This window comes from Streptomyces sp. NPDC059679 (assembly GCF_042734105.1).
Lineage (GTDB): Bacteria > Actinomycetota > Actinomycetes > Streptomycetales > Streptomycetaceae > Streptomyces.
The window spans coordinates 1-25,039 of the sequence record NZ_JBHWES010000027.1; the positions used below are offsets into that span (position 1 = coordinate 1).

The 25,039-nt window shown below is 69.9% G+C and carries 27 protein-coding genes and 1 pseudogene; 15 read left to right on the forward strand and 13 right to left on the reverse strand.

Annotated elements, in window-relative coordinates; all coding sequences use genetic code 11:
- Window positions 1-78 precede the first annotated feature (78 nt).
- The 6 genes from ACFV2X_RS26790 to ACFV2X_RS26815 all read right to left on the reverse strand — a co-directional run bounded on the left by ACFV2X_RS26790 (window position 79) and on the right by ACFV2X_RS26815 (window position 5,567).
- Window positions 79-1,272, reverse strand: coding sequence for an ABC transporter permease (locus ACFV2X_RS26790; RefSeq protein WP_385620951.1), 1,194 nt, complete (start codon window positions 1,270-1,272; stop codon window positions 79-81).
- The gene (locus ACFV2X_RS26795; protein ID WP_385620954.1) at window positions 1,269-2,060 is read right to left on the reverse strand and encodes an ABC transporter ATP-binding protein; all 792 of its coding nucleotides are present in this window, start codon (window positions 2,058-2,060) and stop codon (window positions 1,269-1,271) included. Before ACFV2X_RS26795 ends, ACFV2X_RS26790 begins: the two co-directional genes overlap by 4 nt.
- Window positions 2,057-3,193 (reverse strand): peptidoglycan-binding protein, encoded by a 1,137-nt coding sequence (locus ACFV2X_RS26800; protein WP_385620957.1) that lies wholly within the window; start codon window positions 3,191-3,193, stop codon window positions 2,057-2,059. The genes ACFV2X_RS26795 and ACFV2X_RS26800 overlap by 4 nt, the downstream gene beginning before the upstream one ends.
- Window positions 3,193-3,801 (reverse strand): hypothetical protein, encoded by a 609-nt coding sequence (locus ACFV2X_RS26805; protein ID WP_385620959.1) that lies wholly within the window; start codon window positions 3,799-3,801, stop codon window positions 3,193-3,195. Before ACFV2X_RS26805 ends, ACFV2X_RS26800 begins: the two co-directional genes overlap by 1 nt.
- Window positions 3,802-3,962: 161 nt before the next feature.
- On the reverse strand, window positions 3,963-4,586 hold the full coding sequence (locus tag ACFV2X_RS26810) for a hypothetical protein (protein ID WP_385620961.1): 624 nt from the start codon (window positions 4,584-4,586) through the stop codon (window positions 3,963-3,965).
- A 138-nt stretch (window positions 4,587-4,724) separates the two neighbouring features.
- Complete coding sequence (locus ACFV2X_RS26815) at window positions 4,725-5,567, reverse strand: DUF1963 domain-containing protein (protein WP_385620963.1); 843 nt, start codon at window positions 5,565-5,567, stop codon at window positions 4,725-4,727.
- Between the two features lie 130 nt (window positions 5,568-5,697).
- On the opposite strand from ACFV2X_RS26815, the gene ACFV2X_RS26820 reads away from it, so the two are divergent.
- From ACFV2X_RS26820 to ACFV2X_RS26840, 5 genes are all read left to right on the forward strand, one after another.
- On the forward strand, window positions 5,698-6,294 hold the full coding sequence (locus ACFV2X_RS26820; protein WP_385620965.1) for an RNA polymerase sigma factor: 597 nt from the start codon (window positions 5,698-5,700) through the stop codon (window positions 6,292-6,294).
- The gene (locus tag ACFV2X_RS26825; protein WP_385620967.1) at window positions 6,291-7,280 is read left to right on the forward strand and encodes a CU044_5270 family protein; all 990 of its coding nucleotides are present in this window, start codon (window positions 6,291-6,293) and stop codon (window positions 7,278-7,280) included. The genes ACFV2X_RS26820 and ACFV2X_RS26825 overlap by 4 nt, the downstream gene beginning before the upstream one ends.
- 175 nt (window positions 7,281-7,455) lie before the next feature.
- A complete protein-coding gene (locus ACFV2X_RS26830) occupies window positions 7,456-7,764 on the forward strand; it encodes a hypothetical protein (protein WP_385620969.1) in 309 nt (102 codons plus the stop codon).
- A gap of 55 nt (window positions 7,765-7,819) precedes the next feature.
- Window positions 7,820-8,764 (forward strand): RNA polymerase sigma factor SigJ, encoded by a 945-nt coding sequence (gene sigJ / locus ACFV2X_RS26835; protein WP_385620971.1) that lies wholly within the window; start codon window positions 7,820-7,822, stop codon window positions 8,762-8,764.
- Window positions 8,765-8,865: 101 nt separating this feature from the next.
- Window positions 8,866-10,056, forward strand: coding sequence for an NAD(P)/FAD-dependent oxidoreductase (locus ACFV2X_RS26840; protein WP_385620973.1), 1,191 nt, complete (start codon window positions 8,866-8,868; stop codon window positions 10,054-10,056).
- A 25-nt stretch (window positions 10,057-10,081) separates the two neighbouring features.
- Here ACFV2X_RS26840 and ACFV2X_RS26845 read toward each other — a convergent pair whose 3' ends face one another.
- Together ACFV2X_RS26845 and ACFV2X_RS26850 are read right to left on the reverse strand one after the other, a co-directional pair.
- Window positions 10,082-11,017, reverse strand: a complete 936-nt coding sequence (locus tag ACFV2X_RS26845) for a tetratricopeptide repeat protein (protein ID WP_385620974.1) — start codon at window positions 11,015-11,017, stop codon at window positions 10,082-10,084.
- A gap of 11 nt (window positions 11,018-11,028) precedes the next feature.
- On the reverse strand, window positions 11,029-11,490 hold the full coding sequence (locus ACFV2X_RS26850; RefSeq protein WP_385621268.1) for a MarR family winged helix-turn-helix transcriptional regulator: 462 nt from the start codon (window positions 11,488-11,490) through the stop codon (window positions 11,029-11,031).
- A 292-nt stretch (window positions 11,491-11,782) separates the two neighbouring features.
- On the opposite strand from ACFV2X_RS26850, the gene ACFV2X_RS26855 reads away from it, so the two are divergent.
- A complete protein-coding gene (locus tag ACFV2X_RS26855; protein ID WP_385620976.1) occupies window positions 11,783-12,853 on the forward strand; it encodes an alkene reductase in 1,071 nt (356 codons plus the stop codon).
- Between the two features lie 116 nt (window positions 12,854-12,969).
- On the opposite strand, the gene ACFV2X_RS26860 is transcribed toward ACFV2X_RS26855, so the two are convergent.
- Window positions 12,970-13,935 (reverse strand): tetratricopeptide repeat protein, encoded by a 966-nt coding sequence (locus tag ACFV2X_RS26860; protein ID WP_385620978.1) that lies wholly within the window; start codon window positions 13,933-13,935, stop codon window positions 12,970-12,972.
- A gap of 81 nt (window positions 13,936-14,016) precedes the next feature.
- Between ACFV2X_RS26860 and ACFV2X_RS26865 the strand changes: the two are divergent.
- Window positions 14,017-14,202 (forward strand): annotated as a pseudogene (locus ACFV2X_RS26865) (hypothetical protein); the annotation flags it as partial.
- On the opposite strand, the gene ACFV2X_RS26870 reads toward ACFV2X_RS26865, so the two are convergent.
- Entirely contained in the window at window positions 14,168-15,205 is a 1,038-nt protein-coding gene (locus tag ACFV2X_RS26870; RefSeq protein ID WP_385620981.1) for a LacI family DNA-binding transcriptional regulator, read from the reverse strand. The pseudogene ACFV2X_RS26865 and the gene ACFV2X_RS26870 sit on opposite strands and share 35 nt — an antisense overlap.
- A gap of 177 nt (window positions 15,206-15,382) precedes the next feature.
- Between ACFV2X_RS26870 and ACFV2X_RS26875 the strand changes: the two genes are divergently transcribed.
- The 5 genes from ACFV2X_RS26875 (at window position 15,383) to ACFV2X_RS26895 (ending at window position 21,090) form a co-directional block, all read left to right on the forward strand.
- On the forward strand, window positions 15,383-16,684 hold the full coding sequence (locus ACFV2X_RS26875; RefSeq protein WP_385620983.1) for an ABC transporter substrate-binding protein: 1,302 nt from the start codon (window positions 15,383-15,385) through the stop codon (window positions 16,682-16,684).
- A gap of 105 nt (window positions 16,685-16,789) precedes the next feature.
- Window positions 16,790-17,701, forward strand: a complete 912-nt coding sequence (locus ACFV2X_RS26880; protein WP_385621271.1) for a carbohydrate ABC transporter permease — start codon at window positions 16,790-16,792, stop codon at window positions 17,699-17,701.
- On the forward strand, window positions 17,685-18,632 hold the full coding sequence (locus ACFV2X_RS26885) for a carbohydrate ABC transporter permease (protein ID WP_385620985.1): 948 nt from the start codon (window positions 17,685-17,687) through the stop codon (window positions 18,630-18,632). The genes ACFV2X_RS26880 and ACFV2X_RS26885 overlap by 17 nt, the downstream gene beginning before the upstream one ends.
- 146 nt (window positions 18,633-18,778) lie before the next feature.
- Entirely contained in the window at window positions 18,779-20,416 is a 1,638-nt protein-coding gene (locus ACFV2X_RS26890; RefSeq protein WP_385620988.1) for a beta-xylosidase, read from the forward strand.
- A gap of 260 nt (window positions 20,417-20,676) precedes the next feature.
- The gene (locus ACFV2X_RS26895; protein WP_385620991.1) at window positions 20,677-21,090 is read left to right on the forward strand and encodes a PPOX class F420-dependent oxidoreductase; all 414 of its coding nucleotides are present in this window, start codon (window positions 20,677-20,679) and stop codon (window positions 21,088-21,090) included.
- A gap of 24 nt (window positions 21,091-21,114) precedes the next feature.
- On the opposite strand, the gene ACFV2X_RS26900 is transcribed toward ACFV2X_RS26895, so the two are convergent.
- A complete protein-coding gene (locus ACFV2X_RS26900; protein ID WP_385620994.1) occupies window positions 21,115-21,795 on the reverse strand; it encodes a VOC family protein in 681 nt (226 codons plus the stop codon).
- Between the two features lie 140 nt (window positions 21,796-21,935).
- On the opposite strand from ACFV2X_RS26900, the gene ACFV2X_RS26905 reads away from it, so the two are divergent.
- Window positions 21,936-22,121, forward strand: coding sequence for a hypothetical protein (locus ACFV2X_RS26905; RefSeq protein WP_385620996.1), 186 nt, complete (start codon window positions 21,936-21,938; stop codon window positions 22,119-22,121).
- Window positions 22,122-22,240: 119 nt separating this feature from the next.
- Here the strand turns inward: ACFV2X_RS26905 and ACFV2X_RS26910 are convergent, their stop codons facing one another.
- A complete protein-coding gene (locus ACFV2X_RS26910; RefSeq protein ID WP_385620998.1) occupies window positions 22,241-23,095 on the reverse strand; it encodes a class I SAM-dependent methyltransferase in 855 nt (284 codons plus the stop codon).
- 76 nt (window positions 23,096-23,171) lie between these two features.
- Between ACFV2X_RS26910 and ACFV2X_RS26915 the strand changes: the two genes are divergently transcribed.
- Window positions 23,172-23,756: a TetR/AcrR family transcriptional regulator gene (locus ACFV2X_RS26915; RefSeq protein ID WP_385621001.1), complete on the forward strand. Its 585-nt coding sequence runs from the start codon at window positions 23,172-23,174 to the stop codon at window positions 23,754-23,756.
- Between the two features lie 33 nt (window positions 23,757-23,789).
- On the opposite strand, the gene ACFV2X_RS26920 is transcribed toward ACFV2X_RS26915, so the two are convergent.
- Complete coding sequence (locus ACFV2X_RS26920; protein WP_385621003.1) at window positions 23,790-24,050, reverse strand: YciI family protein; 261 nt, start codon at window positions 24,048-24,050, stop codon at window positions 23,790-23,792.
- Between the two features lie 291 nt (window positions 24,051-24,341).
- On the opposite strand from ACFV2X_RS26920, the gene ACFV2X_RS26925 reads away from it, so the two are divergent.
- Window positions 24,342-25,016, forward strand: a complete 675-nt coding sequence (locus ACFV2X_RS26925; protein ID WP_385621005.1) for an L-2-amino-thiazoline-4-carboxylic acid hydrolase — start codon at window positions 24,342-24,344, stop codon at window positions 25,014-25,016.
- Window positions 25,017-25,039 lie beyond the last annotated feature (23 nt).

Genomic DNA, 25,039 nt, shown 5'->3' on the forward strand with positions numbered 1-25,039 from the left:
GTATGGGACAGCTACACGCCGACGCTAACGCGTTTCTATGTCACAAACACACCGCAACCCAGGCTTCGGGCGCTCCGCTCAGGGCCCGGCGAGGGCCTGGGTCGGGGCCAGCCGTCCGGCCCGTATCGCCGGATACAGCCCGGCCAGGGCCCCGATGGCGAGCGTCACCCCGACCCCGGCCCCCGTGGCCCACAGCGGCACCTCGGTCGGCCAGCCCCGCACCCCCGCGTACACGGCGGTGATACCCGTACCCAGCACCGCCCCGGCCGCCCCGCCCAGCGCGCACAGCAGCAGCGATTCGGTGACGAACTGCCCCCGGATCTGCCCGCTGGTGGCGCCCAGCGCCCTGCGCAGCCCGATCTCCGGGCGGCGCTCCAGCACGGAGATGACCATGGTGTTGCCCACCCCCACGCCCCCCACGAGCAGAGCCACCCCGCCGAGCCCCAGCAGCAGCCCGGTCAGCGCCGACTCGGCCGCCTCGCGCGCGGCCAGCGCGTCCGAGGGCCGCGAGACCACCACCTGATTCGGATGCTCGGGGTTCGCGGTCGCCGCGAGCACGTCCCGTACGGCCGTCACCCGGTCTTCCTCCGTGCGGACATACACGGTCGACGGGTGGCCGTCGAAGCCCAGGTACCGCTGGGCCGCGGGCCAGCCGACCAGCGCCGCCTGGTCGATCTCGGGCGCGAGCGGCACCGGGTCCACGATGCCCACCAGCGAGAACCACGTGCCGCCCAGCCACAGCCGGGTGCCCGGGGTGTGCACGTCCAGCCGCCGGGCCGCCTGCCGGCCGAGCACCACCCCCGGGTACTCGGCGGTGGCCGAGTCCAGCCACCTGCCCGTACGGACCTTCCCGCCCACCGACGCGAGCAGCCGCGGTTCGGCCGCCAGCACCTCGATGCTGCCGGTGCGCCCGCTGGGCATGTGCTCGTTCCGGTACACCCTGGCGTCCTTGACCGCGCCCGTCGCCGCGACCTGTAGCACCGGGCCGATCCGCCGGATCATCGCCGTGGACTCCTCGGGCAGCTGGGAGCTTTGGCCCGTGGACTGGCTGGGGGAGACGCGCAGCAGATTGGTGCCGAGCCGGTCCAGACGGCGGTCCACCTCGGCCCGCCCGGACATGGAGATCCCGACGACCGCGAGCATCGCGGCCACGCCGATCGCGATGCCCAGCGCGGACAGGAGCACGCGCAGCGGGCGGGTGCGCAGACCGGTGCCACCCAGGCGGACGACGTCGGCGGGCCGCAGCCGGGCCGGTCGCAGTCCCCGGCTCATGGCCGCCTCCCGAAGACCGCCGGGTGGACCGGGCCCGCCGCGTCCATCCCGCCGGGCTCATCCGCCCCGCCGGGCTCATCCGCCCCGCCGGGCTCATCCGCCCCGCCGGGCTCATGTGCCCCGCTGTCGGCGACGATCCGCCCGTCGTGGATCTCCACCCGCCGGTCAAGCGCCGCGGCCAGCTCCCGATCGTGGGTGATCACCACCACCGTCGTACCGGCCGCGTGCAGCTCGCGCAGCAGCTCCAGCACCGCCGCGCCCGAGGCCGAGTCGAGATTGCCGGTCGGCTCGTCGGCCAGCAGCAGCGCCGGCTCCCCGATCACCGCCCGCGCCACGGCGGCCCGCTGGCGCTCGCCGCCGGACAGCTGATGGGGCAGATGGCCGGACCGGTGGGCCAGCCCCACCCGGGCCAGCGCCGCCGAGGCCCTGCGGCGGCGCTCGCGCAGGGGCACCCCGGCGTACAGCAGCCCGTCGGCGACCGTGTCGAGCACCGGCACGCCCACCGCCAGGTGGAACTGCTGGAACACAAAGCCGATCCGCTGCGCGCGCAGCGCGGACAGCTCCCGGTCGGACAGCCGCGCCACGTCGTGGCTGTCGATGGTGACCCGCCCGGCGGTCGGCCGGTCGAGCGTGCCCATCAGGTGCAGCAGACTCGACTTCCCGGAGCCGGACGGGCCCACGACGGCGACCAGTTCCCCGGAGCGGACGAGCAGATCGGCGTCACGGACCGCCGCGACCCCGCCGGGGTAGGTCTTCGTGACCCCCTCGAAGACGACGACGGGCCTCATTCGGGGATCCTCACCTTCAGGCCCTCGCGCACGGTGGACCCGCTCACCTCGACCTTGCCGTTCGCGAACAGACCGGTCTTGACGGCGACGAAGCGACCGCCCTTCCCGTCCCCGTCGGCACCCCCGGCGTCGGCGATTTCCAGCCCGTGGCCGCCCTCGGCGAGCGCCACCAGGGCGGCCACGGGAACGGTCAGGACGTTCTCGCGCTTGCGGCCGACGTAGCGGACGGTCACCGGGGCGCTGTTCAGCTGCCCCAGGGCCTCCTGGTCCTCGATGCGGATGAGGACCGGAACCTTGGCGTTCTTGGCCGCGTCCCCGTCGCCGCCCCCGTCTCCGCCCTCGCCGCCCCCGTCGCCCTGGGCTGGGGAGGCGTCCTGCCCGACCTCCGCCACCCGGCCCTTGACCGTATGCCCGTCCGGCAGCTCGACGGCCACCCGATTGCCGCGCTCCGCCCAGCCGGTCTCCCCGGCCGGTGCCTCGACGGTCACCGAGCGTGCGGTGCTCGTGTAGCTCAGCACATTCCCCGTGGCCTGGGCGCCCACCCGGACGCTCGTGCGGGCGATCCGGATCGGCCCGGACACGTACGCGATGTCCCCGGTCCCCACCTTGCCGGTCCTGGGTCTGCCCAGGTCCTTCTGCCAGCGCTTGACCGCATCGGCGGTCAGTTGAGAGTACGTGTCGTCCACCGTGAAGCCCGAGTAGCCGAGCATGGCCAGGTTGGACTCGAACTGCTTGACGTCCAGGCCCCGGAGGGGACGGTCCGGGTCCCGGCCGACTGCCAGCTCCCGGTACATCGGCAGGTCCCCGTACAGCGACACGACGGGCTTCTCGTCCACCCGCAGCAGCGTCTGGCCGCGCGTGACGGTCTTCCCGGCCTTCGGCAGCCAGGTGATGGTGCCCTCCGCCCGTGTCTCGAACGGCACCTCAGGACCGTGGTCCAGTGTCCCGTCGACCGCCGTCTCCTCGACCAGCGTGCCGCGGGTGACCCGTACCGTTCTGTCCCCGCGCCCGGAGTCCGGCCCGCCGGAGTCCGAGCCGTCCCCGCCGCCGAGCCCCAGCGCGCCGACCACCGCCACGGCGGTGACCGCCACGGCCCCCGCCGCCACCAGGACGGACCTGTGCCCGATGCCCATCAGCCCTTGCCCTTACCGGGGTTGACCGGGTCCCCGATGATCGGCGCACAGATGCGGATGGCCCGTTTGGCGCGGGCCGACGTCGGGTCCCACGACATCTTTCCGTCATTCTGGAAGTCCTCGTCGGAGTAGCCGTCGTCGCCCACGTCCGGGGCCTCGGGAACCCCGTTCTCCTGCATGCACTCCGCGTAGCGCTTCCTGGTCGCGATCTCCTTGGCGGACAGCTTCGGCCTCTCCTGCCGCTCCAGCTCCTCGGGCACCGGGAGCGAGAACTTCTCGCACTTCACCTGGGCCCGGGTGAACTTCGGGTCCGCCTTCAACTCCCGCGCGTCGCCGAAGTCGATATGGCCCTTCGCATCGGGGTCGGGGACCTCGAGCCCCTCCTCGCGCAGACATTTGACGAACCTGCGCTGCCCCTCGACGTACCGCGCGATCTCGCCGTCCCCGGCCTTCGACGAACCGGCCCTGGTCCTTCCGTCCCCCGCCGAGGCCACCTCGTCCCCGCCTCCGCCGCCCCCACCACACCCGCTCAGCCCCAGCGCCACCACCGACACCACCACGGCCGGCCACGCCCGAGCCGCGAACCGTCGCCGCGCACATGCCTTCATGGACACAGATCCCTCAATCACTCGTGACCGCCCGGACGCCGGTGCGGCCGGGCGGGCTCGAACGTATGAGGGGCCCTATGAAGAACCTATGAAGAAGCCATCAAGAACCGACGCGGGAGCCGCCACCGCCACGCGTCACCGCCGTACATCGCCGCCGTACATCACTGCATCCAGGCGCTGAAGGCATGCTGGGTCGCCGTGCGCAGCAGCTCGTCCTGCACCGCCCGCAGCCTGCTTTCGCCGGCCACCGGCGACGCCCCGTACGGCCGCCCCTTGGCGCGCCACAGCTCCTTGGCGTCCGGCGTGGCGACCAGGCACGCCGAGCGCAGGTCCCCGGCGATCCAGAGCATGCCGCGGCCGTCGGGCGTACCGTGCCATACGGTGTCGGGCACGGCCGAGTCCAGCTCCCGGGCGACGCTGCCGTCGGGCGCCAGCAGCAGGATCAGCCGCTGGTGGTCCTTCGTCTCCTCCAGCTGACACGGCCAGGCCTGGAAGGGGTGGCTGAGGGCGACGGTGAGCTTCGGCGCGGTCACGGCGAGGCCGACCGCACCGCCAAGACCGGAGAAGACCGCCAAGGTCCCCGCCAGGCCGGCCACGACCACGCCCGCGTTCAACGAGACCGGCACCACCCACTTCACGGCGGCGACGGTCACCGCCACCATCACCACGGCGAACAGCAGGACATTGCGGGCCGCGGTCTTCTCGCGCCGCAGCCGCTCGTAGACCCCCGGATAGGTCGCCGCCGTTCCGCCCGACACTTGGTATCCGTACTCGTCCGCCAGCATGATGCCCCTCCGTCCGCCGCCTTGCGGCCCTGGAGGGGATGTTGACGGGGCGCGGCGGCGCCCTGCCAGGTCTTCAGGCGTCCCGGACAGTCCCGGACGCCCTCCCGGACATCCCAAGACCTGTCAGGGCGCCTGGTGTCACCAGATGTCCGGGGTCGGGACCGCCTGGCCGAAGTCGCCGATCCGCAGCGCGTCGGTGGGTATCGCCCAGTGCATCCAGCCGCCGTCGCCGCCGATGGACCACTCTTCGTGCCCGGACAGCTGAAGCAGATGGTGGTAGCGGTTCGGGTCCTTGCCGAACGGCACCATCGGCGAGCTGCCGGTGGGGAACTGGGGCCTGCCGAAGGCCATGTCCTCGGAGTCGAGCGCGCCCGGCCGCTCCGACCACTCGGTGAGCTGATTCTCCACATGGTTGCCGGGCATGGCCCTGGCCATGTCGTCGGCGTCGGGCCCCACATCGAAGCCGTTCCAGGCAGGATCCCAGGTGTCGGGGAACGCGAACCCGGGCTTCGCCGCCCACGGGATCGGGTCGAAGACGCTCGACCGGGCGGGCGGGTCCGTCTCCACGGCGTGCGCGAAGCGGGCCGGGATGACGCTGCTCACCTCGGCCCCGTAGTGGCTGTATTTCTGCATCAGATCGTAGGAAACGGGATCGTGCTGTTCGGATTCGGTGTCGAGATAGAAGAAGTTGAGCAAGCCCGTCCCGGCGGGGAGGGCACCGCCGAGCCAGGGGGAGAGGGTGTCGGCGTCGAGGACGGCGATCAGGCTCAGCGGAAAGCCGTCACAGGTCGGCCAAGGAGCGCCCGGTTCGAGCATCGCTCTGCCCCCGAAGCGACTGTGCCCGGCGGCCTCCCCGGGGTTCTCGGCCGCGGTGAGCGCGAAACCCGGCCGGGCCAAGTCCACGTAGCGGGCGGCGAGTTCCGGGCCCAGGCGCTCGGCGCAGAAATCACGAAGGGCGGAGAGTGTGCTCTCTGGATCCATGGCCGCATTCAAACACCCGCCCCCGACAGGCCGCCCTCAACAGGCCGGTGTCCCGGCGCGAACGCTTTCGGCTCCGCCCGACAAGTAGGGGGTGTGACCGCCTACTTCGGCGGTCGGAGACGGAGGCCCTGTGACCAGGGAACAACATACGGACGATACGGACGGTGAGCTGCTGCGGCGCTCGCAGCGGGACCCGACGGCGTTCGAACCGCTGGTGGCCCGCCACTCGGCGGCGCTGCACGGCTATCTCGTACGGCGTGCCCCGGGCGCGGCGGACGACCTGCTGTCGGAGCTGTGGCTGCGCGCGTACGCGAGCCGGGACGGCTTCGACGCGGCGCGCGGGACGGCCAGAGCCTGGCTGTTCGGGGTGGCCCGACACGTCCTGGCGGCGCACTGGCGCCGACTGGAGACCGAGGCCCCGCCGGGCTCGGCGCGGTTCGCGGAGGGCATCGCCAGCGACCCGTGGCAGGCCGTCGACCAGCGGCTGGACGCCGCGGCGGTCGCGCCGGTGCTGCGCCACGCGCTGACCAAGCTGCCCGCCGCCGAACGGGAGTTGCTGCTGCTCATCGCCTGGGAGCAGCTCACTCCCACCGAGGCCGCCTCGGTCATCGGTGTCCCTCCGGGCACCGCCCGCTCCCGGCTGCACCGCGCCCGTACCCGGCTGCGCGAGCGGCTCGACGCCCTCGTCACCTCCGCCCAGATGTCCAAGACAGGAGAATCCGCATGACCCGCACCGACACCTTCAGCAGCGACCACCTCGACTTCCCCGGAGCGGAGACCCTGATGGCCGCCGGCCGGGTGGCGCCGCCGAAGGCCGAGACCGTGGCGGCGGCGCAGGCCGTCGTCCGCGCGGCGATCGAGCGGGACGCCGAGGTCGCCGCTCTCACTCCTGCCACCGCCCTCACCCCTGCCGCCGGCACCCCGTCGGCCGCGCGCCCCCGCCGCCGCGCGGGCTTCGCCGGGCTGTTCTTCCGCCCTCGCGTCGTGGCCACGGCGCTGGCCGCGGCCGTCGCCGCCGGAGTCATCGCGTACCCGGCCCTCACCACGACCGACAGCGCACCCTCGCAGCCCCCGCAGCCCCCGCGGGCCGTCTCGGCCAAGGCGTTCCTCAACGACATGGCACAGGTCGCGGCCGCCACCCCCGCCGCCAAGGCCCCGTACTGGAAGACCAGCCTCACCGTCACCGTCCCGGCGGACGGCGAGAAGGAGCGCACCCACACCAGGTATCTGGACCGGAAGGGGAAGTCCACCGAGGTGAACCCGGACGGGTCCACCCAGGTCGCCGTCAGGGCCCGCGCGTACGCCGTCGGTGACCGGACCCTCGGCTGGAACCAGCTCGACAAGCTCCCCACCGACCCCAAGGCCCTCGCCGCGCTGCTGCCTTCCCCCAACTCCGCCGACGGCAAGGCCAAGAGCACCTTCGACAACGCCACCGCCCTCCTCGGCGAGTCCCCGGCGCGCCCCGACCTGCGCGCCGCGCTCTACCGCGTCTTGGCCGGCCTTCCCGGCGTCGAGGTCGCCGGCCCCGCCAAGGACGCCACCGGCCGCACGGGCACGGCCCTGGAGTGGACCACCGACTCCGGCACCCTCCGCCTGATCGTCAACCCCAAGACCGGAGACCTCCTGGAGGAGACGGAGACCGCCCCCAGGACCGGCGCCCTCCAGGCCCGCTACACCTACCTGTCCAACGCCCCCGCGGACAGCATCGGCTGATCCTGGCCCGCCTGCCGCGCCGGGGGGCTCACAGCGCGGCGAGGTGCCCCTGGCCGGAGTCGGTGGATCGCGGGGGTATGCCACCGGCGACGGCCAGGGCGCGCCGCCGGCGTGACGTTCGTACGGGGCGCACCTGACCGCGCGGACGGACGCGCCGGCCGTGAGAATGTGCTCCATGCCGCCTCACCACCTGCGCTTCTTCTTCGAAGCCGGCGTCCCGCACACCCCGCTGTGGCCGGACGACGTCGACAGCCCGTACGGCTCCCCCTGTGAGCTGGAACGACTGCCGATCAGCCCGGCCATCCAGGCCGAATTGGCGAGGCTGTGCGAGTGGTACCAGTCGTCCATCGACTGGGACTACCCACCGGACCCGTCCCCATGGCCCCAAGAGGAACGGGAGAGGTTCACCCGGCAGGCGGACGCGGCATTGGCCGCCCTGCGCCGGGAGTTGGGCGCCGGATGGACGGTCGAGGACCGACGCTGACCGGCCGCCCGGGTCACCGGCGCCCGCTGGTGGGCCGCTAGTAGGATCGGGGCCCATGCCCCTGAGCATGAGCGACGTGGACCGGTTCGAGGCCTTCAGGTTCCGCCTGGAGGCCATCGCCTACCGCCTCCTCGGTTCCGCGAGCGAGGCCGAGGACGCCGTGCAGGAGGCGTTTCTGCGCTGGCAGGCTGCCGACGTCGACCGTATCGAGGTCCCCGAGGCATGGCTGACGAAGGTCCTGACCAACCTGTGCCTCAACCAGCTCACTTCGGCCCGCGCGCGGCGCGAGACCTATGTGGGCCAGTGGCTCCCCGAGCCGCTGCTCGCCGGGGACGTGATGCTCGGCCCGGCCGACACCGCCGAGCAGCGCGAGTCGGTTTCGTACGCCGTCCTCACCCTCATGGAGCGTCTGTCCCCCAACGAGCGGGCGGTGTACGTGCTGCGGGAGGCCTTCGACTACCCGCACCGGGAGATCGCCGAGATCCTCGACATCACCGAGGCGTCCAGCCAGCAGATCTTCCACCGCGCCAAGAAGCATGTCGCGGACGGCCAGGCCCGTACCGAGGTCGACGAGGCCACCGCCCGGCGGATCGTCGAGGAGTTCCTGGCGGCCGCCACCAGCGGCCGGCCCGAGCCGCTGGTGCGGCTGCTCACCCAGGACGCCGTCGCGATCGGCGACGGCGGCGGGAAGATCCCGGCCCGTGCCAAGGCGTTCGAGGGCGCCGTCGCGGTCGCGAAGTTCATGTGGGGCCTGTTCAAGCCCAGCAAGGCCAAGCGCGCCTTCGCCGGCGGCTCACCAGAGGTCTACGCCACGACCGCCAACGGCGACCCCGCCGTCGTGGCGGTCGTCGACGGCCGGGTCGTCGGCGTCGTGTGCCTGGAGGTCACGGCCGAGGGCATCGCCGCGTTCCGTAACCAGGTCAACCCCGACAAGCTCGAACGTGCGAGCGAGCAGTGGGCGGCCGTCGACCACGGAGAACCCCTGCTCCACGCCTTCTGATCCGATGTGAGCTGCTTCACATCGCCTTCCTGTCAGGAAACGGCGGGCCGCCCGGTTCAAGGGGCGACTCGCTGAAGACAGGAACAGACAGGAGCAAGGACATGCAGCACCGCATCATCGTCCTCGGAGCCGGATACACCGGAGCCAGCGCCGCCGGGCGCCTCGCCAAGCGGCTGCACCGCGAGGACGTCACCATCACCCTCGTCAACGCCGAGCCCGACTTCGTCGAACGCGTCCGGATGCACCAGCTGGCGGTCGGCCAGGACCTCAAGCCCCGGCCCTTCGGCGAGATGTTCGCGGGCACGGGCGTCGAACTGAAGCTCGCGAGGGTCACCGGTGTCGACGTCGACCGTAAGACCGTCGCCGTCATCGATGCGAACGGCGCCGAGGAAGGGGAGCTGGAGTACGACACCCTCGTATACGCCCTCGGCAGCGGCTGGAACGACCAGGGCGTCCCCGGCACCGCCGAGCACGCCCACGAGATCGCCAGTCGCCCCGGAGCGCTCCAGCTGCGCGAGCGCCTGGCCCGCCTGGACGCCGGACAGCCCGTGGTCGTCGTCGGTGGCGGCCTCACCGGTCTGGAGGCCGCGACCGAGATCGCCGAGGCCCGCCCGGAGCTCGATGTCGCCCTCGCCGCCCGTGGCGGCCTCGGCGACTGGCTCTCGCCCAAGGGCCGCGAGCACCTGCGGAAGGTCTGCGACAAGCTCGGCATCACCGTGCACGAGCACAGCGCCGTCACCGGCGTCGAGGCCGACCGCGTCGTCACCGCCGACGGCAAGGCCATCCCGGCCGCGGTCACCGTGTGGACCACCGGCTTCGCGGTCCACCCGATCGCGAAGGCCACCACCCTGGAGGCCACCGGCACCGGCCAGATCGTGGTCGACGCGACCATGCGCTCGGTCTCGCACCCGGATGTGTACGCCGTGGGTGACGCGGCCATGGTGATGGGCCCCGGCGACAAGCCGCTGCGGATGTCGTGCGCCTCGGGCGTCCCCACCGCGTGGCAGGCCGCCGACGCCATCGCGGCGCGCCTGACCGGCGGGAAGCTCCCGAACGTGTCGCCCCGCTACTTCAACCAGTGCATCTCGCTGGGCCGCAAGGAAGGCGTGATCCAGTACGTCACCGCCGACGACCGAGCCGTCCGGGCGGCCCTGACCGGACGGCTCGCCGCCGTCTACAAGGAGCTGGTCTGCAAAGGCGCGGCCTGGGGCGTCGCCAACCCGACGCTCGGGATGCCGAGCCGGCGCCGCCGCGTCGTACGGGAGCGGGCCCAGGCGGCATCGGCGGTCTGAAGGGTGGTGGTCCGAAGGCTCCCGGCTACCGAAGGGCGCCGTGGAAGCAGGTCTCGCCGTCGATCCGGACCGGCCGGCCGGGCGGCAGGGGCGGGTCCAGGGGCTCGCCCTCCGGAAGCCCCGACCAGTCGATGAGGAACGACGCGTCCAGGGGCTCGGCCGGGAAACGGGTGATGGGCTGTCCCGGTCGGTGGATCTCCAGGGTCAGCTTCAGCATGGTCGGGAGGTCTTCAGGGTCGAAGCCCCCGTTGTCGCAGGATTTCAGGGTCTCGTCGGCGTCGCGCCGCGCGGCGTCGACGGACCCGAAAACGCACGCTGTCGAGGACCACTCCGAGTTGCTGATCCGGGCCTCTTCGCGGACCAGGGCGAACGCGTAGCGGTCCGGGGACTCGGTGCCGTCGAAGTCGTCCTCCTCGGGTACCTCTTCGCCGAGTCCGCCGAGGCTGTCGCGTGCGACATGGTCCCCCGGGTCGCGCCGCAGCGCCTCGGCGTACGCGGCGACGGCGCCGTCCCGGTCGCCGGACCAGCACAGGGCGTGGCCCAGCTGAAGGGGTACGAGAGGGTCGCCGGGGTCGGCGTCCAGGGCGGCGCGGGCCGTCTCGACCGCCCGCGCGGTCAGCTCCTCGCTGAGGCCGTCCTCGTCGTACTCCTCCATGTCGCCCAGCCATGGCCCGTCCTCCCCGTCCGTCCAGGACCAGTCGCAGGACAGCTCCTCAAGGACGCACTGCTGCAGGGCCAGCCCCGCTGTCGTCGAGCGTCCCACGGCGACGGTGGCGGCGGTCTCCGCGTCGTCGGCGCTCAGCTGCCGCGCGACGGCGTCGTAGCAGCAGGTCGCCTCCGCGAGCAGGTGCGGGACCTTGTCCGTGTCCGTCTCGGCGCCGTACGTCAGCTGCTCACTGCTCTCGAGGAGCAGCGAACCGGCCTTGAGCAGCAGGGCGTTCGTCGCGTCATCGTCCTTCATGGACCGGCACGTTACTGCTCCGCGGAGGCGTGCCGTGCGGTGGCGTGGACGAGGCTGTGTTCGATCCGGGTCAGGGCGTCGATGGCCTCGGTCTGCTGGTCGGGGGTCAGGCTGTCGGCGACGGAGCTCTCGAGTTCGGCCCAGACCTCCTCGACCTGGCGGCGCAGGGCGAGGCTGGCGGTGGTGGGTTCGATGATGAAGGCGCGTTTGTCGGCGGCGCAGGGGTGGCGGCGGACGAAGCCGGCGTGTTCGAGGCGTCGGATGGTGCGGGTCATGGTGGCCGCGTCGGAGCCGAGCAGGCGCACCAGATCGGCCTGGCGCTGGGGGCCGAGGTCCCACAGCTGCATCATGACCAGTTCTTGGCCGGGGTGGAGGCCGACGCGGCGCAGCAGCTGCGCGGCGAGCATGCGGTGCAGCCGGGCGACGCGGAAGATCGCGTGGGTCATGGCGCCGGCCTGGACGGAGGGTGGCATCGGCATCTCGGCCGTTGCCGCGGCTTCAGCTTCGGCTGACCGGCTGCCGGCCGTGTCCTTCGGCTGACTCATACGTCCCTCGCTGCGATGTGTAGCTGCCCGAGCAGGAACGAGCCTATCGCGCTCGATGTCAATACGGCGGTGAGCCCATATGCGCTGCAGATCGCGGCGGAGCGGGGTGTGTGGTGACGCAGCTCACAGCGCAGCGGGAATGCCATGCCGCCATTTACTTGTTCGGACAGGTAATTGCGCCACGCCCCGTGGCGCTCCTCCGTGACCAAGGAATGTGATCATGGCGACGGCATTCGATCCGTACCACCTGGGCGGCAAGCCCCTGGCCAACCGCATCGTGATGGCCCCGATGACCCGCAGCCGTGCTTACGGTCCCGGGGCGACCCCCACGGACCTGATGGCGACCTACTACGCGCAGCGGGCCGGCGCCGGGCTGATCGTCACCGAGGGCACCCAGCCGTCGGTGGTCGGGCAGGGCTACCCCAACACCCCGGGCCTGCACTCCACGGGGCAGGTCGCGGCCTGGCGCAAGGTGACCGACGCCGTGCACGACGAGGGCGGGGTGATCTTCGCGCAGCTGATGCACACCGGCCGTATCGGCCACCCCAGCCTGCTGCCGGACGACCAGCTGCCGGTCGGCCCCTCCGCGGTGGCGCCGCAGGGGCAGGTGTTCACTCATGAGGGCCCCAAGGACTTCGTCACCCCCAAGGAGCTGACCGAGGCCGAGATCGCCCGGACCGTCGAGGACTTCGCCACCGCCGCGCGCAACGCGGTGGCCGCCGGGTTCGACGGCGTGGAGATCCACGGCGCCAACGGCTACCTGGTCCACCAGTTCCTCGCCCCCAACGCCAACCGGCGCACCGACGCCTGGGGCGGCTCGGTCGACGGCCGCATCCGCTTCGCCGTCGAGGTGGCCACCGCGGTGGCCCAGGCCATCGGCGGCGAGAAGGTGGGCTTCCGTATCTCGCCCGGCAACCCCTACAACGACATCGCCGAGGACGACCTCCAGGAGACCTACGGCGCCCTGGTGGCACGGCTGGCCCCGCTGGGCCTCGCCTATCTGCACCAGATGGAGGCCCCGGGCGTACGTGACCTGGTCCTCCGCCTGCGCAAGGAGTGGCCCGGCACCTTCATCCTCAACCCGTTCACCGGCACCGACCCGACCGGCCCGGAAGAGCTGGGTCTGGTGGAGGACGGCACGGCGGACCTGATCGCCTACGGCGCGCTGTACCTGGCCAACCCCGACCTCCCGGCCCGCCTCGCCGCCGGCGGCCCCTTCAACACCCCCGACCCGACCACCTCCTTCGGCGGCGACCACCGCGGCTACACCGACTACCCCGCCCTGGGCTGATACCTGCCCGAACAGCTAAGCGTGTCGTGCGCGGCGGGCGCCCGCTGGGTGGTCAGTCCCGGAGCGGAACACCCTCGGGCGCCCGTACTGCCGCGGCACGGCGCCGACGGACACGGCTACGGCTGTGGCCACACCGGACCGCCGTGGAAGCAGGTCCGGCCGTCGATCCGGACCGGCCGACCCGGCGGAAGGGGCGGGTCCAAGGGCTCGCCCTCCGGGATGCCCGACCGGTCGATGAGGAACGCCCCGCTGCGGGGCTCGGCCGGGACGTGGTCGATGAGGTCGAAGCGGGTGACGGGCTGGCCCGGGTGGTGGATTTCGAGGGTCAGCCTCAGCATCTCGGCAAGCTCTTCTCGGGTGAGATCCGCGTCGGCAAGGCTGCTGAGGACCCCGTCGGCGTCGCGCCGCGCGGCGGCGACCGTGCCGGAGGCGAGCGCGATCGAGGACCATCCCCAGCTCGCGTTCCCGGCCTCTGCACGGATCAAGGCGAACGCGTAGCGGCCCGGGGACGGGGACCCGGTGCCGCCAGAAGCGCCTTCCTCAGGCACCTCTTCCCCGAGCTCCGCGAGCCTGTCGCGCGCGACAAGGTCCCCCGGGTCGCGCCGCAGCACCTCCGCGTACGCGGCGACCGCGCCGTCCCGGTCGCCGGACCAGCACAGGGCGTGGCCCAGCTGAAGGGGCACCAGAGGGTCGCCGGGGTCGGCGTCCAGGGCCGTCCGAGCCGCCTCGATCGCCCGCGCGACGAGTGGTTCGCTGATGCCTTCCTCGTCGAACTCCCGCATGTGGCCCAGGTACGGCCCGTCGCTCTCGTCCTCCCACGACCAGTCGCAGTCCAGCTCATCCCAGGCGTACTGGTGCAGGGCCAGCGCCGCTGTCGTCGAGCGTCCGACGGCGACGGTGGCGGCGGTCTCCGCGTCGTCGGCGCCCAGCTGCCGCGCGACGGCGTCGTAACAGCGGGACGCCTCGGCGAGCAAGCGCGGGACCGCGTCCGTCTCGGCGTCGTCCATCAGCCGCTCGCCGCAGGCGCGGAGCAGCGCGCTTGCCTTGATCAGCAGGGCGGGCGTCGCGTCATCGTCCGTCATGGTCCGGCAGGTTACTGCTCTCCGGATGGAGCAGTTTGCCGAGGATCGCACTCAGTCGGCCGCGCTCGTCGGGTGTGAGGTATGCAGGCCGCCCGGGCGCGTGGCCTGGGCACGGTGTGGACCACCGCGCAGGGGCCGCTGGAGCGCGAGCCGGCCCAGGTGCTCGGCGTGCCGTACGAGGAGGTCATGCTGGCGGCGTTCATCCCGCTGGCCTTCACCATCGGCACCGCCTTCATGTGGCAGGGCCCGTGGAGTCACGGACGTTGAGGGTGGTCGCCAGCTGGAGGTGCCAGGAGGCGGGCTGGACGCCGTTCACCATGCCGAGGGCGGTCTCGACGGCCATCCGGCCCATGCCGACGAGAGGCTGCGCGACGGACGTCAGCCGGGGGGTTGTCCATTGGGCCTGCGGCGTGTCGTCGAACCCGGTAACCGATAGATCCCCCGGGACGGTGATCTGGAGTCCATTGGCCGCGGCGAGCACCCCGACAGCGATTTCGTCGTTGCCCGCGACGATCGCGGTTGGCTGCTCGTCGAGCGCCAGCATGTCATGGGCGTGCTGAAGTCCCGCTTCGACGGAGAACGCGCCGTGGCGGATCATCACGCCGTCCGGCGTGATGCCCGCCGAGTGCAGCGCGGCCTGGTACCCGTGGAAGCGCTCTGCCGAGGGAGAGGAACTCAGCGGGCCGCCGATCCAGGCGATCCTGCGGTGGCCCAGCCTGATGACGTGCTCGGTCGCCGAGCGACCCCCCGCCCAGTTGGTGGAACCGATGCTGACGACACGCGAGTCGGTGGTGTCGATCGGGTCGATCGTCACCACCGGCAGCTCCGCATCCTCCGCGGCGAGGAGCACCGAGTCGGGCACGGCCGCGGCGAGCACGATGATGCCAACGACGCCGGACGCTTGCAGGTCCGCGATCCAGGCACGGGCCGCTGTACGGCTTGTGTCGATCCAGTCTTCGGGCGGCAGGCGCAGGAGGAGCTCGGCCTGTGCGGCGGTCGCGGCCGCGAGGATCCCTTGGAGCACCGTCGCGGCGTAGCGGGACTCGACGATGTCGAGCACAGTGACGAGCGTGCCCTCCCGCCGCACATCCCGTCGCGCCGTCGTCGGCTTGTAGCCGAGCTCGGCGATGACGCCAAGGACACGGTCGCGCGTGTCCGCCGCCACGTCGCTGCGCCCGTTGAGGACCTTCGAGGCGGTCGCCGTCGAGACCCCGGCCAGCCGGGCGACATCCGCGAGGGTGGCTCGATCGGAACTGGATCGCCGACTCATCGTGACTCCGTTTCGTGGTCGAAACTTTTTCGAACTCAAGCATAAGTTACACATGTGCTGACCTTGGCATCGATTGCGTCCAAGTCCTTGACGTGAGCGGATCGCGCCGATTACGTTGCCGCGAGTTCCGAAAAGGTTCCGAAAAAGTTACGGGTCATCTCAAGGAGGAGGCGGCTCATGACGTTCCGCAAGAAGGCAAGGCTCTCTTCTGCGGCGCTCGTGCTGACGCTCGTACTGGGCGCCTGCTCGAGTGGGTCGGCGGACGGCGGCGGCGACGGTCGGGTGAATCTCACCGTCTGGAGCTGGGACGACACGGTCGCGAAGGCCGTGCCTGGTTTCGAGGCGGCGAACCCGAAAATCAAGGTCAAGGTGGTCAACGCCGGCTCGTCATTCGACGAGTACACGGCACTCGACAATGCGATCCAGGCCGGATCCGGCGTGCCGGACCTCGCGATGTTCGAGTACTTCGCGGTGCCCTACTTCGCCATTCCTGGCAAGCTCGACAATCTCGGGGGATTTGGCGCCGATAAGCTCAAGAAGGACTACGTCGAGGCCGCGTGGAATGACGTGACAGTCGATGGCAAGGTCTACGCGATGCCTTCTGATTACGGTCCGTCGGTCATGTTCTACAACCAGGCCACTCTCGGAAAGGCCGGGGTGAAGAAACCTCCGGCCACGTGGGACGAGTACTACGAGGACGCCAAGAAGGTTCGCGCGCTCGGTGGCGATCACTACATCGCCCAGGACACCGGGGACCTCTTCTTCCTGCTCTCGCTCATCTGGCAGGCAGGCGGTCGCCCCTTCCAGGTGGATGGCACCAAGGTGCACATCGACTTCACGGATCCTGGCACAACCAAAGCCGTGGCGTTCTGGCAGAAGATGCTCGACGAGGGCTTGCTCAACACCAAGGTCACGGCGTGGTCCGACGACTGGAACCGCACCCTCAACGACGGAACTCTTGCCTCGCAGATCATGGGCGGCTGGCTGACCTCGTCACTGCCTCAGCGTGCACCCAAGGTCGCCGGTGACTTCAGGGTCGCGTTGATGCCGCAGTGGAAGCAGGGCGACGAGGTCGGGGCTGAGAACGGCGGAAGCGGCTTCGGTATCCCCGCGGCTGCCGCGCACAAGGACGCGGCGTTCAAGTTCCTCGAGTACTTCACGCACGGTGGCGGCCTCTCTTCCCGCGTCGAAGCGGGCGCCTTCGTCCCGAACACGTCGGTGTTGGCGAGCACGGACTCCCCGAGCAAGGTCGACAAGTACTTCGGTGGTCAGAAGGTCGGCCCCGTGCTGGCAAAGGCCTCGAAGATCGTCGCGCGCGGCTGGCAGTACCCACCTTTCTTCGAGTGGGCACGATCGACCTACGCCGACCTCGTATCGAAGTACTACACCACAGGAAAGGGCTCACTCGCGGGAATCCTCGAGGAGTGGAGGAAGCGCATGACCAAGTACGGCAATGAGCAGGGTTTCGAGGTGGACTAGCGGTTCCCCGTCAGGGCAGCGTGAGGAAGCGAGCCCGGGCAAGGCAACGCACCGAAAGGAACACCGGGAATGGGCCACGCAGGCCGTCTCGACGTCACCGCTGTGATGTCGTCAGATACAAAGCAGCGCCGGAGACCGGCCAGAAAGCGCGGCAGGAAACAGATCGGACTGGCGTTCATCGCGCCTTTCGGGCTGTTGTTCATGTTCGTGTACATAGTGCCGATCGTCTACGCCGGCTACCTAAGCCTCTTCCAGCAGAAGCTTATCGGAGGCAACACGTTCACCGGGCTCGCCAACTACACCAAGCTGTTCCAAGATGCGCAGTTCTGGGACGGTGTGGGCCGGGTCTTCTGGTTCACACTCGTCCAGGTGCCGATCATGTTGATCCTCGCCATGGCGTTGGCGCTGGCGTTGGACTCCAGGCGTCTGCACGGCACCAAGTTCGTGCGGGTGTCGATCTTCCTCCCCTATGCGGTGCCGGGGGTCGTGTCGACTCTCATGTGGGGATTCATGCTGGGCGTCAAATACGGCCTGTTCGGCAGCCTCAACAATGCCCTGGGCACGGATCTCAACCCCTTCACCCCCAGTACCACGCTCATCTCCATCGGGATGATGGTGACCTGGGCCTTCACCGGCTTCAACATGCTCATCTTCTACGCCGTGCTCAAGGCCATCCCACGCGAGTTGTACGAGGCTGCGGCACTCGACGGGGCGAACGAGTTTCAAGTAATCCGCAGAATCAAGCTACCGGCACTGCGAAGGTCCCTGGTCATCGCGGTCATCTTCTCGATCATCGGCACGTTCCAGATTTTCAACGAGCCGCAGATCCTGCCGTCAATGGTAGCCAACAGCGGCATCACCAGCGACTACACGCCAAATCTGTACGCGTACAACCTGGCCTTCACCGGATCTCAGCAAGGCTATGCGGCAGCCCTCGCGCTCGTCATGGCTGCGATCACGATCGCGGTCGCCTACGCCGTCCAAATCAGAGGACTGAGGAATGCCTTCGATCGCTAGTACGCGAGCTGAATCCAGGGAAGTCGCGACCTCCGCTACATCTGTTCGTCATGACCGCAACCGCCGTCGCCTCTACAGCGTGGAAAACCCCAAGAAGAGCGTAACTCTCACCGTCATGGCAGGGTTGACCGCCCTGTACTGTCTGCTGCCGCTGGTGTGGCTGGTCATCAACGCAAGCAAGTCACAGGCCGACTTCGTCTCCACGTTCGGGCTCGCGCCCGGTCACAAGTTCGCCCTGTGGGACAACATCGTCGAGGTGTTCAGATACCAGGACGGCATTTTCTCCCGGTGGCTGCTCAACACCGTCATCTACGTCGTCGTGGGCGCGGTCGTGTCGACGTTTCTGGCGGCCCTCGGCGGATATGCCCTGGCGAAGCTCCACTTCAGCGGCAAGCGCGTGTTCCTGTTCGTCATCCTGGGATCGATCGCGGTGCCGGGCATCGCCCTGGCGATCCCACAGTTCTTGCTGTTCGCGCATCTCGGCATCACCAACACCCCGTGGGCCGTTCTCATACCGAGTTTCATCAACCCCTTCGGGCTGTACCTGATGTGGGTGTACACGGCCGAAGCCGTGCCGACGGACCTGCTGGATGCCGCAAAGGTCGACGGCGCCGGTGAGCTCAGGACCTTCATTCAGATTGCGCTCCCGATGCTCGCACCGGCAAGCGTGACGGTCCTGCTCTTCTCGTTCGTATCGATCTGGAACAACTACTTCCTACCGCTGGTCATGCTCAAGGATCCCAACTGGTATCCACTGACCATCGGACTCAACGGATGGAACAAGCTGGGATCGACTGCGGGGAACGGCGCTCTCGTCCAGAATCTCGTGCTCACAGCCTCGCTGCTGACGATCATCCCGCTGATCATCGCGTTCCTCAGTTTGCAGCGGTATTGGCAGTCAGGCGTGTCGCTCGGCGCCGTCAAGGGCTAGGGGCGACGCTTCAGCGGCCTGATATCGACCTCGGGCCGGCATTGAGAACCCGGCCGCGCGCGGCCTGGCGTTCAGACTGGCGCGGCCGTCGGCACCGCGGCGAAGTCGACCGTCTTCCATGAACGACTCTGCGAAGAAATGAGACCATGACAAACGATGCTCTGAGCGAACCTCGGTTCCGGATCGACGGCGACCTGCGCGACGAGAGCGCGCTGCCGCACATCTGGGCAGAGTGCGTCGGCGCCGGACGAGCGAATGAGGCATTGCGCGCGGACTGGCAACAGCAGTTCGGCGAGGCTGTCGATGCCTGCGGATTCCGTTACATCCGCTTCCACGGCATCTTTCACGACGACATGTTCGTGTACCGGGAGACCTATGGTCACGGGTTCGGCCCGAACACGCCCCTGGCCTCCCCGATGTACACCTTCAGCTACGTCGACAAGGTGTTCGACTTCATCCTGGAGTCCGGCGCCCGTCCCTTCGTCGAGCTGGGATTCATGCCACGCGAGTTGGCGACGGTACACGAGACGGTGTTCTGGTGGGGTGCTCACTGCAGCCCACCCAAGGACATGGCGCGCTGGGTCGAGCTGGTGACGCGTTCGGTCGAACACTGGATCGACCGGTACGGTCTCGCGGAGGTGCGCGAATGGCGATTCGAGGTGTGGAATGAACCCAACCTCGTTCCGCACTTTTGGACAGGAACGAAGACGGAGTACTTCGAACTCTACGAACATACTGTGACGGCGATCAAGAATATCGATCCCGAATTGAAGGTGGGCGGGCCCGCAACGAGCGTCTTCGTGCCCGACGACCGCTACAAGGGCGAAGTCGAGGACCGTTCGGCGACGCACGAAACGGCCATCGCGTCCGACGTGGACGCCCTCGACTGGCGCCCGGTATGGATCGAAGACTTCATCGACTGGTGCGCGAAGCGCCAACTTCCGATCGACTTCATCTCGACTCACCTGTACCCGACCGATTTTGCGTACGGCGCCGACGGCCAGGCGGTCCACATCTCCCGATACGTCGATGCGACGTTCGACGACCTGGTCCTCCTCCGCGATCTTGTGGCGAACAGTGCCTATCCGGATGCGGAGATCCATATCACGGAGTGGTCGACCTCGCCGTCTGCCCGCGACTTCATCCATGACACACTGTTCGCGGCGACGTACATCACGCGGGCGTACCTGAAATGTGCCACCCTCGCCGACTCGATCGCCTACTGGACCTTCACGGACGTGTTCGAGGAGGGAGGAGCCGGGCTCGGGCCGTTTCACGGCGGGTTCGGCCTAGTGAACGAGGCCGGAATTCACAAACCGACATTCCACGCGTTCACCATGCTCCGACGGCTGGGTGACCGACTGCTCCTCGCGACGTCCGACGGCGTCGTGACCCGGGACAGCCAGACATCGGCTGTGTCAGCGCTGTTCTTCAACTACCCCGATGAGATGGCCATGAGGGCTGTCGGCTCGGCGAACTCGTATCCAGCGACGCGCGCGCTGGCCGAGATGGGGCCGAACCGAAGGATCCGCCACTCGATCGGTGAACTCAAGCCGGGGACCACGTTCCTCGTCGAGATCATGGACTGGGAGCACGGGAACGTCGCCGAAGCTTGGCACCAGCTCGGATCTCCCCTCAATTTGTCTCGGGCCGACAGCAGTTACTTGAGGGCTGTCGCCGACGCACTCCGCACTTTCACGCTGACTGTGCCCGACAATGGCGTGCTCGAGATCGATGTGGACCTCTCGCCGTGGGCGGTGATGTCGGTGAGGCAGGCGGCGTGAGGTCCGCCCGCCGAGGGGGCACGGCAGGGACTGGCTTGCGTCGCCGCCGGTGCGGAGCTGGTCCAGCCACTCGTCCCGGGTGTAGGTGCCCTCCCAGTCGAACCGCCGCGACGCCGACGTCGAGGCCTTCACCATCGGCACCGACTTCGAGCCCGCGCCCCGCATCCCGCGCGAGGAGGTCCAGCACTGGCAACGCTGGTGAGCACATCGGCCGGGCAGCGCCCGAGGCGGACAGCTGAGTGGACAGCTAAGGTGAGGCCGTGGCCTCTCCTGACGCTGAACTCGCCCGGCTGGGCGCGAGCAAGTACGTGCTGGTCACCACCTATCGCAGGGACGGGCGTACCGTGCCGACCCCGGTGTGGGTTGTCCGTGACGGCGACACCTTGGGTGTGTGGACGCGGGCCGACTCCGGCAAGGTCAAGCGCATCCGCAATCGGGGCGATGTCCTGGTCGCGCCGTGTGATCTGCGCGGCAACCGACGCGGCGACGACATCCCCGGCCGTGCCGAGGTCCTGTGCGGGGCCGACGTCGAGCGCTATCGCGGGCTCCTGCGCCGCAAGTACGGCCTGACCGGGCGGCTCACCGTGTGGGGGAGCGTGCTGCGCCGTGGCCGGGAGGGCACGGTGGGCATCCGCATCACGCTCGGCGACGGCACCGGAGATCAACCCCGCTGAGCGCTGCGGTGAGCGCTGATTTCGTCAGGAGTTCTCATCGCGTCCCAGGGCGGTGCAGATACAGACCTTGTTGCCCTCTGGATCTGCGAGCACGGTGAACGACGGGGCCCCGGAATCGTCGATCAACGTCCCGCCTGCGGCGACGGCAGCCGAAATGCGCTCACCCGCGACCTCGGGAGCCAGCCACAGATCCATGTGCCAGCGTTGGCGTGGGGTCTGGTGCGTGCCGGTCCGCTGAAACCACACGCTGGGGACGCGGTTCATCGGGTCGAAGACCGTGTCGGACACGGTGTGGGCGGCGTTTCCCGTCAGCAACGCCGCCCAGAAGGGGCCTGCCGCCGAATCGTCAGCGGTGTCGAGGGCAAGCTCAAGCTGTGTCACCTCGCCGGGAACGGCAATGAGGTCGAGCTCGCGGGCAAGCCCGGTGATGACACCGGCCAGTTCGAGGTCCTTGGCGGTAACCCACCGGCCACCGGTCTCGTCGACGCTGAACAGGGTCACGTCGACGACTCCGTGCCCCAGCCGGATCTCCGGTACGTCGTAGCCGGCGGCGGCTGCCGCCCGCGCGACCGCTGCCACAAACGCGGCCCCGGCCACGGCATCCGTGGCGCGGTAGCGGGCAGCGAGAGGCTGAGCGAGCTTGCGCCAGTCGTCGAGCTCGCCCGCGATCTTCGCGAGGATCTCCGAGTTGCTGACCGTATCCATGATGCCCATGGTTCCAGCCATGGGGCCGCACAGCACTCGAAACGCGACGGGCCGTCAAAGCGGCCACGTCTCGGGCTGACAATGCCCCGCCCGACAGATGGGAGGATTGCGCGGACCGCAGGAGAGGGAGGGGCAAGGACATGACCGTGCTCGTTTTGTCCGGCATCGTCGTGCTCGCCGTCGGAGGGTGCGTCTGCGTCGTGTGGGCGGCGCGGGGCGGTCCGCGCTGGGTGCGCGCGGCGGCCACCACGACGCTGGCGGCGGGCGAGTTGGCGCGCCGGGCCGGCCGCCGGGACCGCGGCCCGAGCCGCAGTGGCGACGACTGAGCCGAAGGCCGGTCACTTTGCGGTGAGTTTGGGACACGGACACGCCGTGGCGTCGGCGTGTCCGTGTCCGTGTCCCAAACTCACCGCAAACTCAGGCGTCGTATGCCCAAGTCGCCGGGTCAGGCGGACCCGGTGCGCGCCGCGGTGACCACCACCGCGGCGTACCGCATCGTGAAGCCGCCTCCCATCGCGTCGATCGCGGCCCCGGTGCCCGTCAGCAGTTCCGCCAGCTCGGCCGGTGGCATCTGGCCCGCGTCGCCGCCGGTACGGAGCTGATCCAGCCACTCCTCCCGGGTGTAGCCGCGCTCCCAGTCGAACCGCCGCTGCTCCGGTTCGCCGAACGCGCCTGTTTGCCGTATCCCGTCGACCGCCCTGGTGAAGAGCGTCGAGTAGGGGTCGAGCGCGGGCTTCGCCCAGGGGTTGCGGGGCGAGTCGGGCAGGACCCGGCGGTAGACCTCGGCGAAGGCTTCCGCGATGTCGGGGGAGGGCTGGAACACGTTCCAGAACACGGCCAGTCGGCCGCCGGGCCGCAGCGCCTCGGCCGCCTTGACCGCTCCGGCGACCGGGTCGATCCAGTGCCAGGTCTGAGCGGCGATGACCGCGTCGAAGGTCCGGCCGGCCGGGTCCCAGGACTCGAAGGCCGCCACCTCGACCTCGAGCCCGCCGCCGTGGAGCCCGCCGCCGCGGCGGGCGAACTCGGCCATACGGGCGTCCACGTCGACGCCCAGCACCGTGCAGCCGGCCGCTTGGAACTGCCGGGCCGCGATGCCGGTCCCGACGCCGACGTCGAGGACGTCGGGCCTGGGGGTCGCAGTGGCGATCGCGGCGGTGATCGCTTCCACCATGGCGTCGGGGTAGCGGGGTCGGGCCCGGTCGTAGCGTTCGGCGTCGGAGCCGAACGACTCCGCCATCTCGCGGGCGTGATGGGGCTCGCGTTGCGCATGAGGGGCTTGCTCGGATTCGTTAGTGGGCATGCGCCCACTATGAGTGGGCGGTTGCCCACTCGTCAACCGGGTACAGTCCCCCGGAGGCGAGAAGGAGGTGCGGTCCATGCCGACCGGGGTGGCCCTGCGCGATGCGCGCGAGCAGCTGTTCGGCGCCGCCGAGCGCGTACTGCTGCGGGACGGGCCCAGCGCGCTGACCAGCCGGGCGGTCACCACGGAGGCGGGCTGCGCCAAGGGGGTCCTGCACCGGCACTTCGCCGACTTCGACGCCTTCCTCGCCGAGCTCGTGCTCGACCGCATCGCCCGGCTCGACCACCAGGCCGCCGCCCTGCGCGAGTCCGCCGGGACCGGCTCCGTCGCCGACAACCTCACCCGTGCGCTGACGGAGCTGTTCGAGTCGGTCGCCGTGGCCGTCGTCGGCCTCGTCATCTCCCGCGACGACCTGCGCGCCCGGCTGCGCGAGACCAGGCCGACGACCGGGCTCCCGGTGCTGACCGAGGCGGCGGCCATGGTCGCCGGCTACCTCGCCGCCGAGCGCGACCTGGGGCGTATCGCGGCGGACGCGGACCTCGACACGCTCGCCCCGATGCTGATCGGGGCCGCACATCTGCTGTTCGCCGACCGGAAGGGCACCCCTCCCGAGGCCGACGCCGTCCGCAAGGTCGTGACCACGGTCATCGCCGGGGCCTGAATCGCCCAGGCCCTGAACCCCCGCCCGGCGGCTCTACGGCCCGACCACCGGCGTCCACTCCCGCACCCGTACCACCTCGACCCCCGCCACGCCGTAGTACGGATCCGCCTCCAGGATCCCGTCCAGGCGCTCCCGCTCCACGTCAAAGACGAGGAGCGCGCCCGTGTCGTCCGCCCACGGCCCGGCCGCCACCAGTTCGCCCGCCTCGCGCAGGGCGGCGAGGCGTTCGCGGTGGGCGGGGCGGGCGGCCAGGCGTTCGGGGGCGGGGGTGAAGGCGAGTTCTGCGACCAGCATGGGGCCGTCCCTTCTCGGTGTTGTTCGGTGTCCGGCGGAACGTATCGTCGGCGCGGGCGGGCGGGCTGTATCAGCTGATACACGGGGCCTGACGAGAGGTGAATGACGCGTCGTTCGACACTCCGCCCGCGCCTGTGCGACGATCCCGGCGACAGAATCCATGAGGTTCGTCGACGCCAGGTAGGTCGGTGGAGCGCGTCGGCGTGCTCGCTCGTCGCGAGCACGGCCCGGCTCCGCCCTGCGCGTTGTCAGGTCGTTCTCGGGACTGAGCCCGTCCCGAAAGGGCTATTCGTGACCACCGACCAGTTCGAAATGGCCGACGGCGACTACGTTCCCGATCCCGAACACGACACAGCGCTGCTGATCGCCGGTTTCTTCGATCACATCTCCGCCACGCTGCAAAAGCAGGCGCTTCCCGGCGAACTAGTCTCCGCGATGCGTGAGCGGCACGCGGAGCTGGAAGCGGCGAACGCGCATATGGTCGTCGACGAGGCCTCGCGCTACAACCTCCGTATCACCCTCGCGGTGGTCGCGGCGTACGAGAAGCTGCTCCCGCGGCTGGGCCGCGACGCCGCCACCCGCGCCGTACGGGACGCGCTGGTCGAACCGCTCGGCGAGGCGGTGTACGCGAGCACCCGGGCCATGCTGGACGGCGCGCCGGATCCGTTCCGGGCGATGGTGGACGTGTCGAAGGCCCGTGAGGAGTACGCCTTCGGCAAGACCTTCACCTTTCAGCGCCCCGCCGACGACGATCAGCGATATCTGCTGGACATTCACCGCTGCTTTTACCACGACGTGCTCACGGCGAATTCCGCCGCGGAGCTGACCCCCGTCATGTGCGCGTTCGACGGGAACTGGATCGAGGCGATCGACCCGGAAAGGCACGGGTTCCGCTTCGACCGTGCCACCACCATCGGCCTGGGCGGCGCCACCTGCCCATTCCATTTCACCCGCACCGCGCCCTGAGCGACGTCCCGGGTCGGTAGCTT

What these genes read in the sequence shown, in the direction of transcription:
- ACFV2X_RS26790 (WP_385620951.1), bottom strand. Translation starts at nt 1,272, where the DNA reads ATGAGCCGGGGACTGCGACCGGCCCGGCTGCGGCCCGCCGACGTCGTC.
- ACFV2X_RS26795 (WP_385620954.1), bottom strand. Translation starts at nt 2,060, where the DNA reads ATGAGGCCCGTCGTCGTCTTCGAGGGGGTCACGAAGACCTACCCCGGC.
- ACFV2X_RS26800 (WP_385620957.1), bottom strand. Translation starts at nt 3,193, where the DNA reads ATGGGCATCGGGCACAGGTCCGTCCTGGTGGCGGCGGGGGCCGTGGCG.
- ACFV2X_RS26805 (WP_385620959.1), bottom strand. Translation starts at nt 3,801, where the DNA reads ATGAAGGCATGTGCGCGGCGACGGTTCGCGGCTCGGGCGTGGCCGGCC.
- ACFV2X_RS26810 (WP_385620961.1), bottom strand. Translation starts at nt 4,586, where the DNA reads ATGCTGGCGGACGAGTACGGATACCAAGTGTCGGGCGGAACGGCGGCG.
- ACFV2X_RS26815 (WP_385620963.1), bottom strand. Translation starts at nt 5,567, where the DNA reads ATGGATCCAGAGAGCACACTCTCCGCCCTTCGTGATTTCTGCGCCGAG.
- ACFV2X_RS26825 (WP_385620967.1), top strand. Translation starts at nt 6,291, where the DNA reads ATGACCCGCACCGACACCTTCAGCAGCGACCACCTCGACTTCCCCGGA.
- ACFV2X_RS26830 (WP_385620969.1), top strand. Translation starts at nt 7,456, where the DNA reads ATGCCGCCTCACCACCTGCGCTTCTTCTTCGAAGCCGGCGTCCCGCAC.
- sigJ (WP_385620971.1), top strand. Translation starts at nt 7,820, where the DNA reads ATGCCCCTGAGCATGAGCGACGTGGACCGGTTCGAGGCCTTCAGGTTC.
- ACFV2X_RS26840 (WP_385620973.1), top strand. Translation starts at nt 8,866, where the DNA reads ATGCAGCACCGCATCATCGTCCTCGGAGCCGGATACACCGGAGCCAGC.
- ACFV2X_RS26845 (WP_385620974.1), bottom strand. Translation starts at nt 11,017, where the DNA reads ATGAAGGACGATGACGCGACGAACGCCCTGCTGCTCAAGGCCGGTTCG.
- ACFV2X_RS26850 (WP_385621268.1), bottom strand. Translation starts at nt 11,490, where the DNA reads ATGCCACCCTCCGTCCAGGCCGGCGCCATGACCCACGCGATCTTCCGC.
- ACFV2X_RS26855 (WP_385620976.1), top strand. Translation starts at nt 11,783, where the DNA reads ATGGCGACGGCATTCGATCCGTACCACCTGGGCGGCAAGCCCCTGGCC.
- ACFV2X_RS26860 (WP_385620978.1), bottom strand. Translation starts at nt 13,935, where the DNA reads ATGACGGACGATGACGCGACGCCCGCCCTGCTGATCAAGGCAAGCGCG.
- ACFV2X_RS26870 (WP_385620981.1), bottom strand. Translation starts at nt 15,205, where the DNA reads ATGAGTCGGCGATCCAGTTCCGATCGAGCCACCCTCGCGGATGTCGCC.
- ACFV2X_RS26875 (WP_385620983.1), top strand. Translation starts at nt 15,383, where the DNA reads ATGACGTTCCGCAAGAAGGCAAGGCTCTCTTCTGCGGCGCTCGTGCTG.
- ACFV2X_RS26880 (WP_385621271.1), top strand. Translation starts at nt 16,790, where the DNA reads ATGTCGTCAGATACAAAGCAGCGCCGGAGACCGGCCAGAAAGCGCGGC.
- ACFV2X_RS26885 (WP_385620985.1), top strand. Translation starts at nt 17,685, where the DNA reads ATGCCTTCGATCGCTAGTACGCGAGCTGAATCCAGGGAAGTCGCGACC.
- ACFV2X_RS26890 (WP_385620988.1), top strand. Translation starts at nt 18,779, where the DNA reads ATGACAAACGATGCTCTGAGCGAACCTCGGTTCCGGATCGACGGCGAC.
- ACFV2X_RS26900 (WP_385620994.1), bottom strand. Translation starts at nt 21,795, where the DNA reads ATGGATACGGTCAGCAACTCGGAGATCCTCGCGAAGATCGCGGGCGAG.
- ACFV2X_RS26905 (WP_385620996.1), top strand. Translation starts at nt 21,936, where the DNA reads ATGACCGTGCTCGTTTTGTCCGGCATCGTCGTGCTCGCCGTCGGAGGG.
- ACFV2X_RS26910 (WP_385620998.1), bottom strand. Translation starts at nt 23,095, where the DNA reads ATGCCCACTAACGAATCCGAGCAAGCCCCTCATGCGCAACGCGAGCCC.
- ACFV2X_RS26915 (WP_385621001.1), top strand. Translation starts at nt 23,172, where the DNA reads ATGCCGACCGGGGTGGCCCTGCGCGATGCGCGCGAGCAGCTGTTCGGC.
- ACFV2X_RS26920 (WP_385621003.1), bottom strand. Translation starts at nt 24,050, where the DNA reads ATGCTGGTCGCAGAACTCGCCTTCACCCCCGCCCCCGAACGCCTGGCC.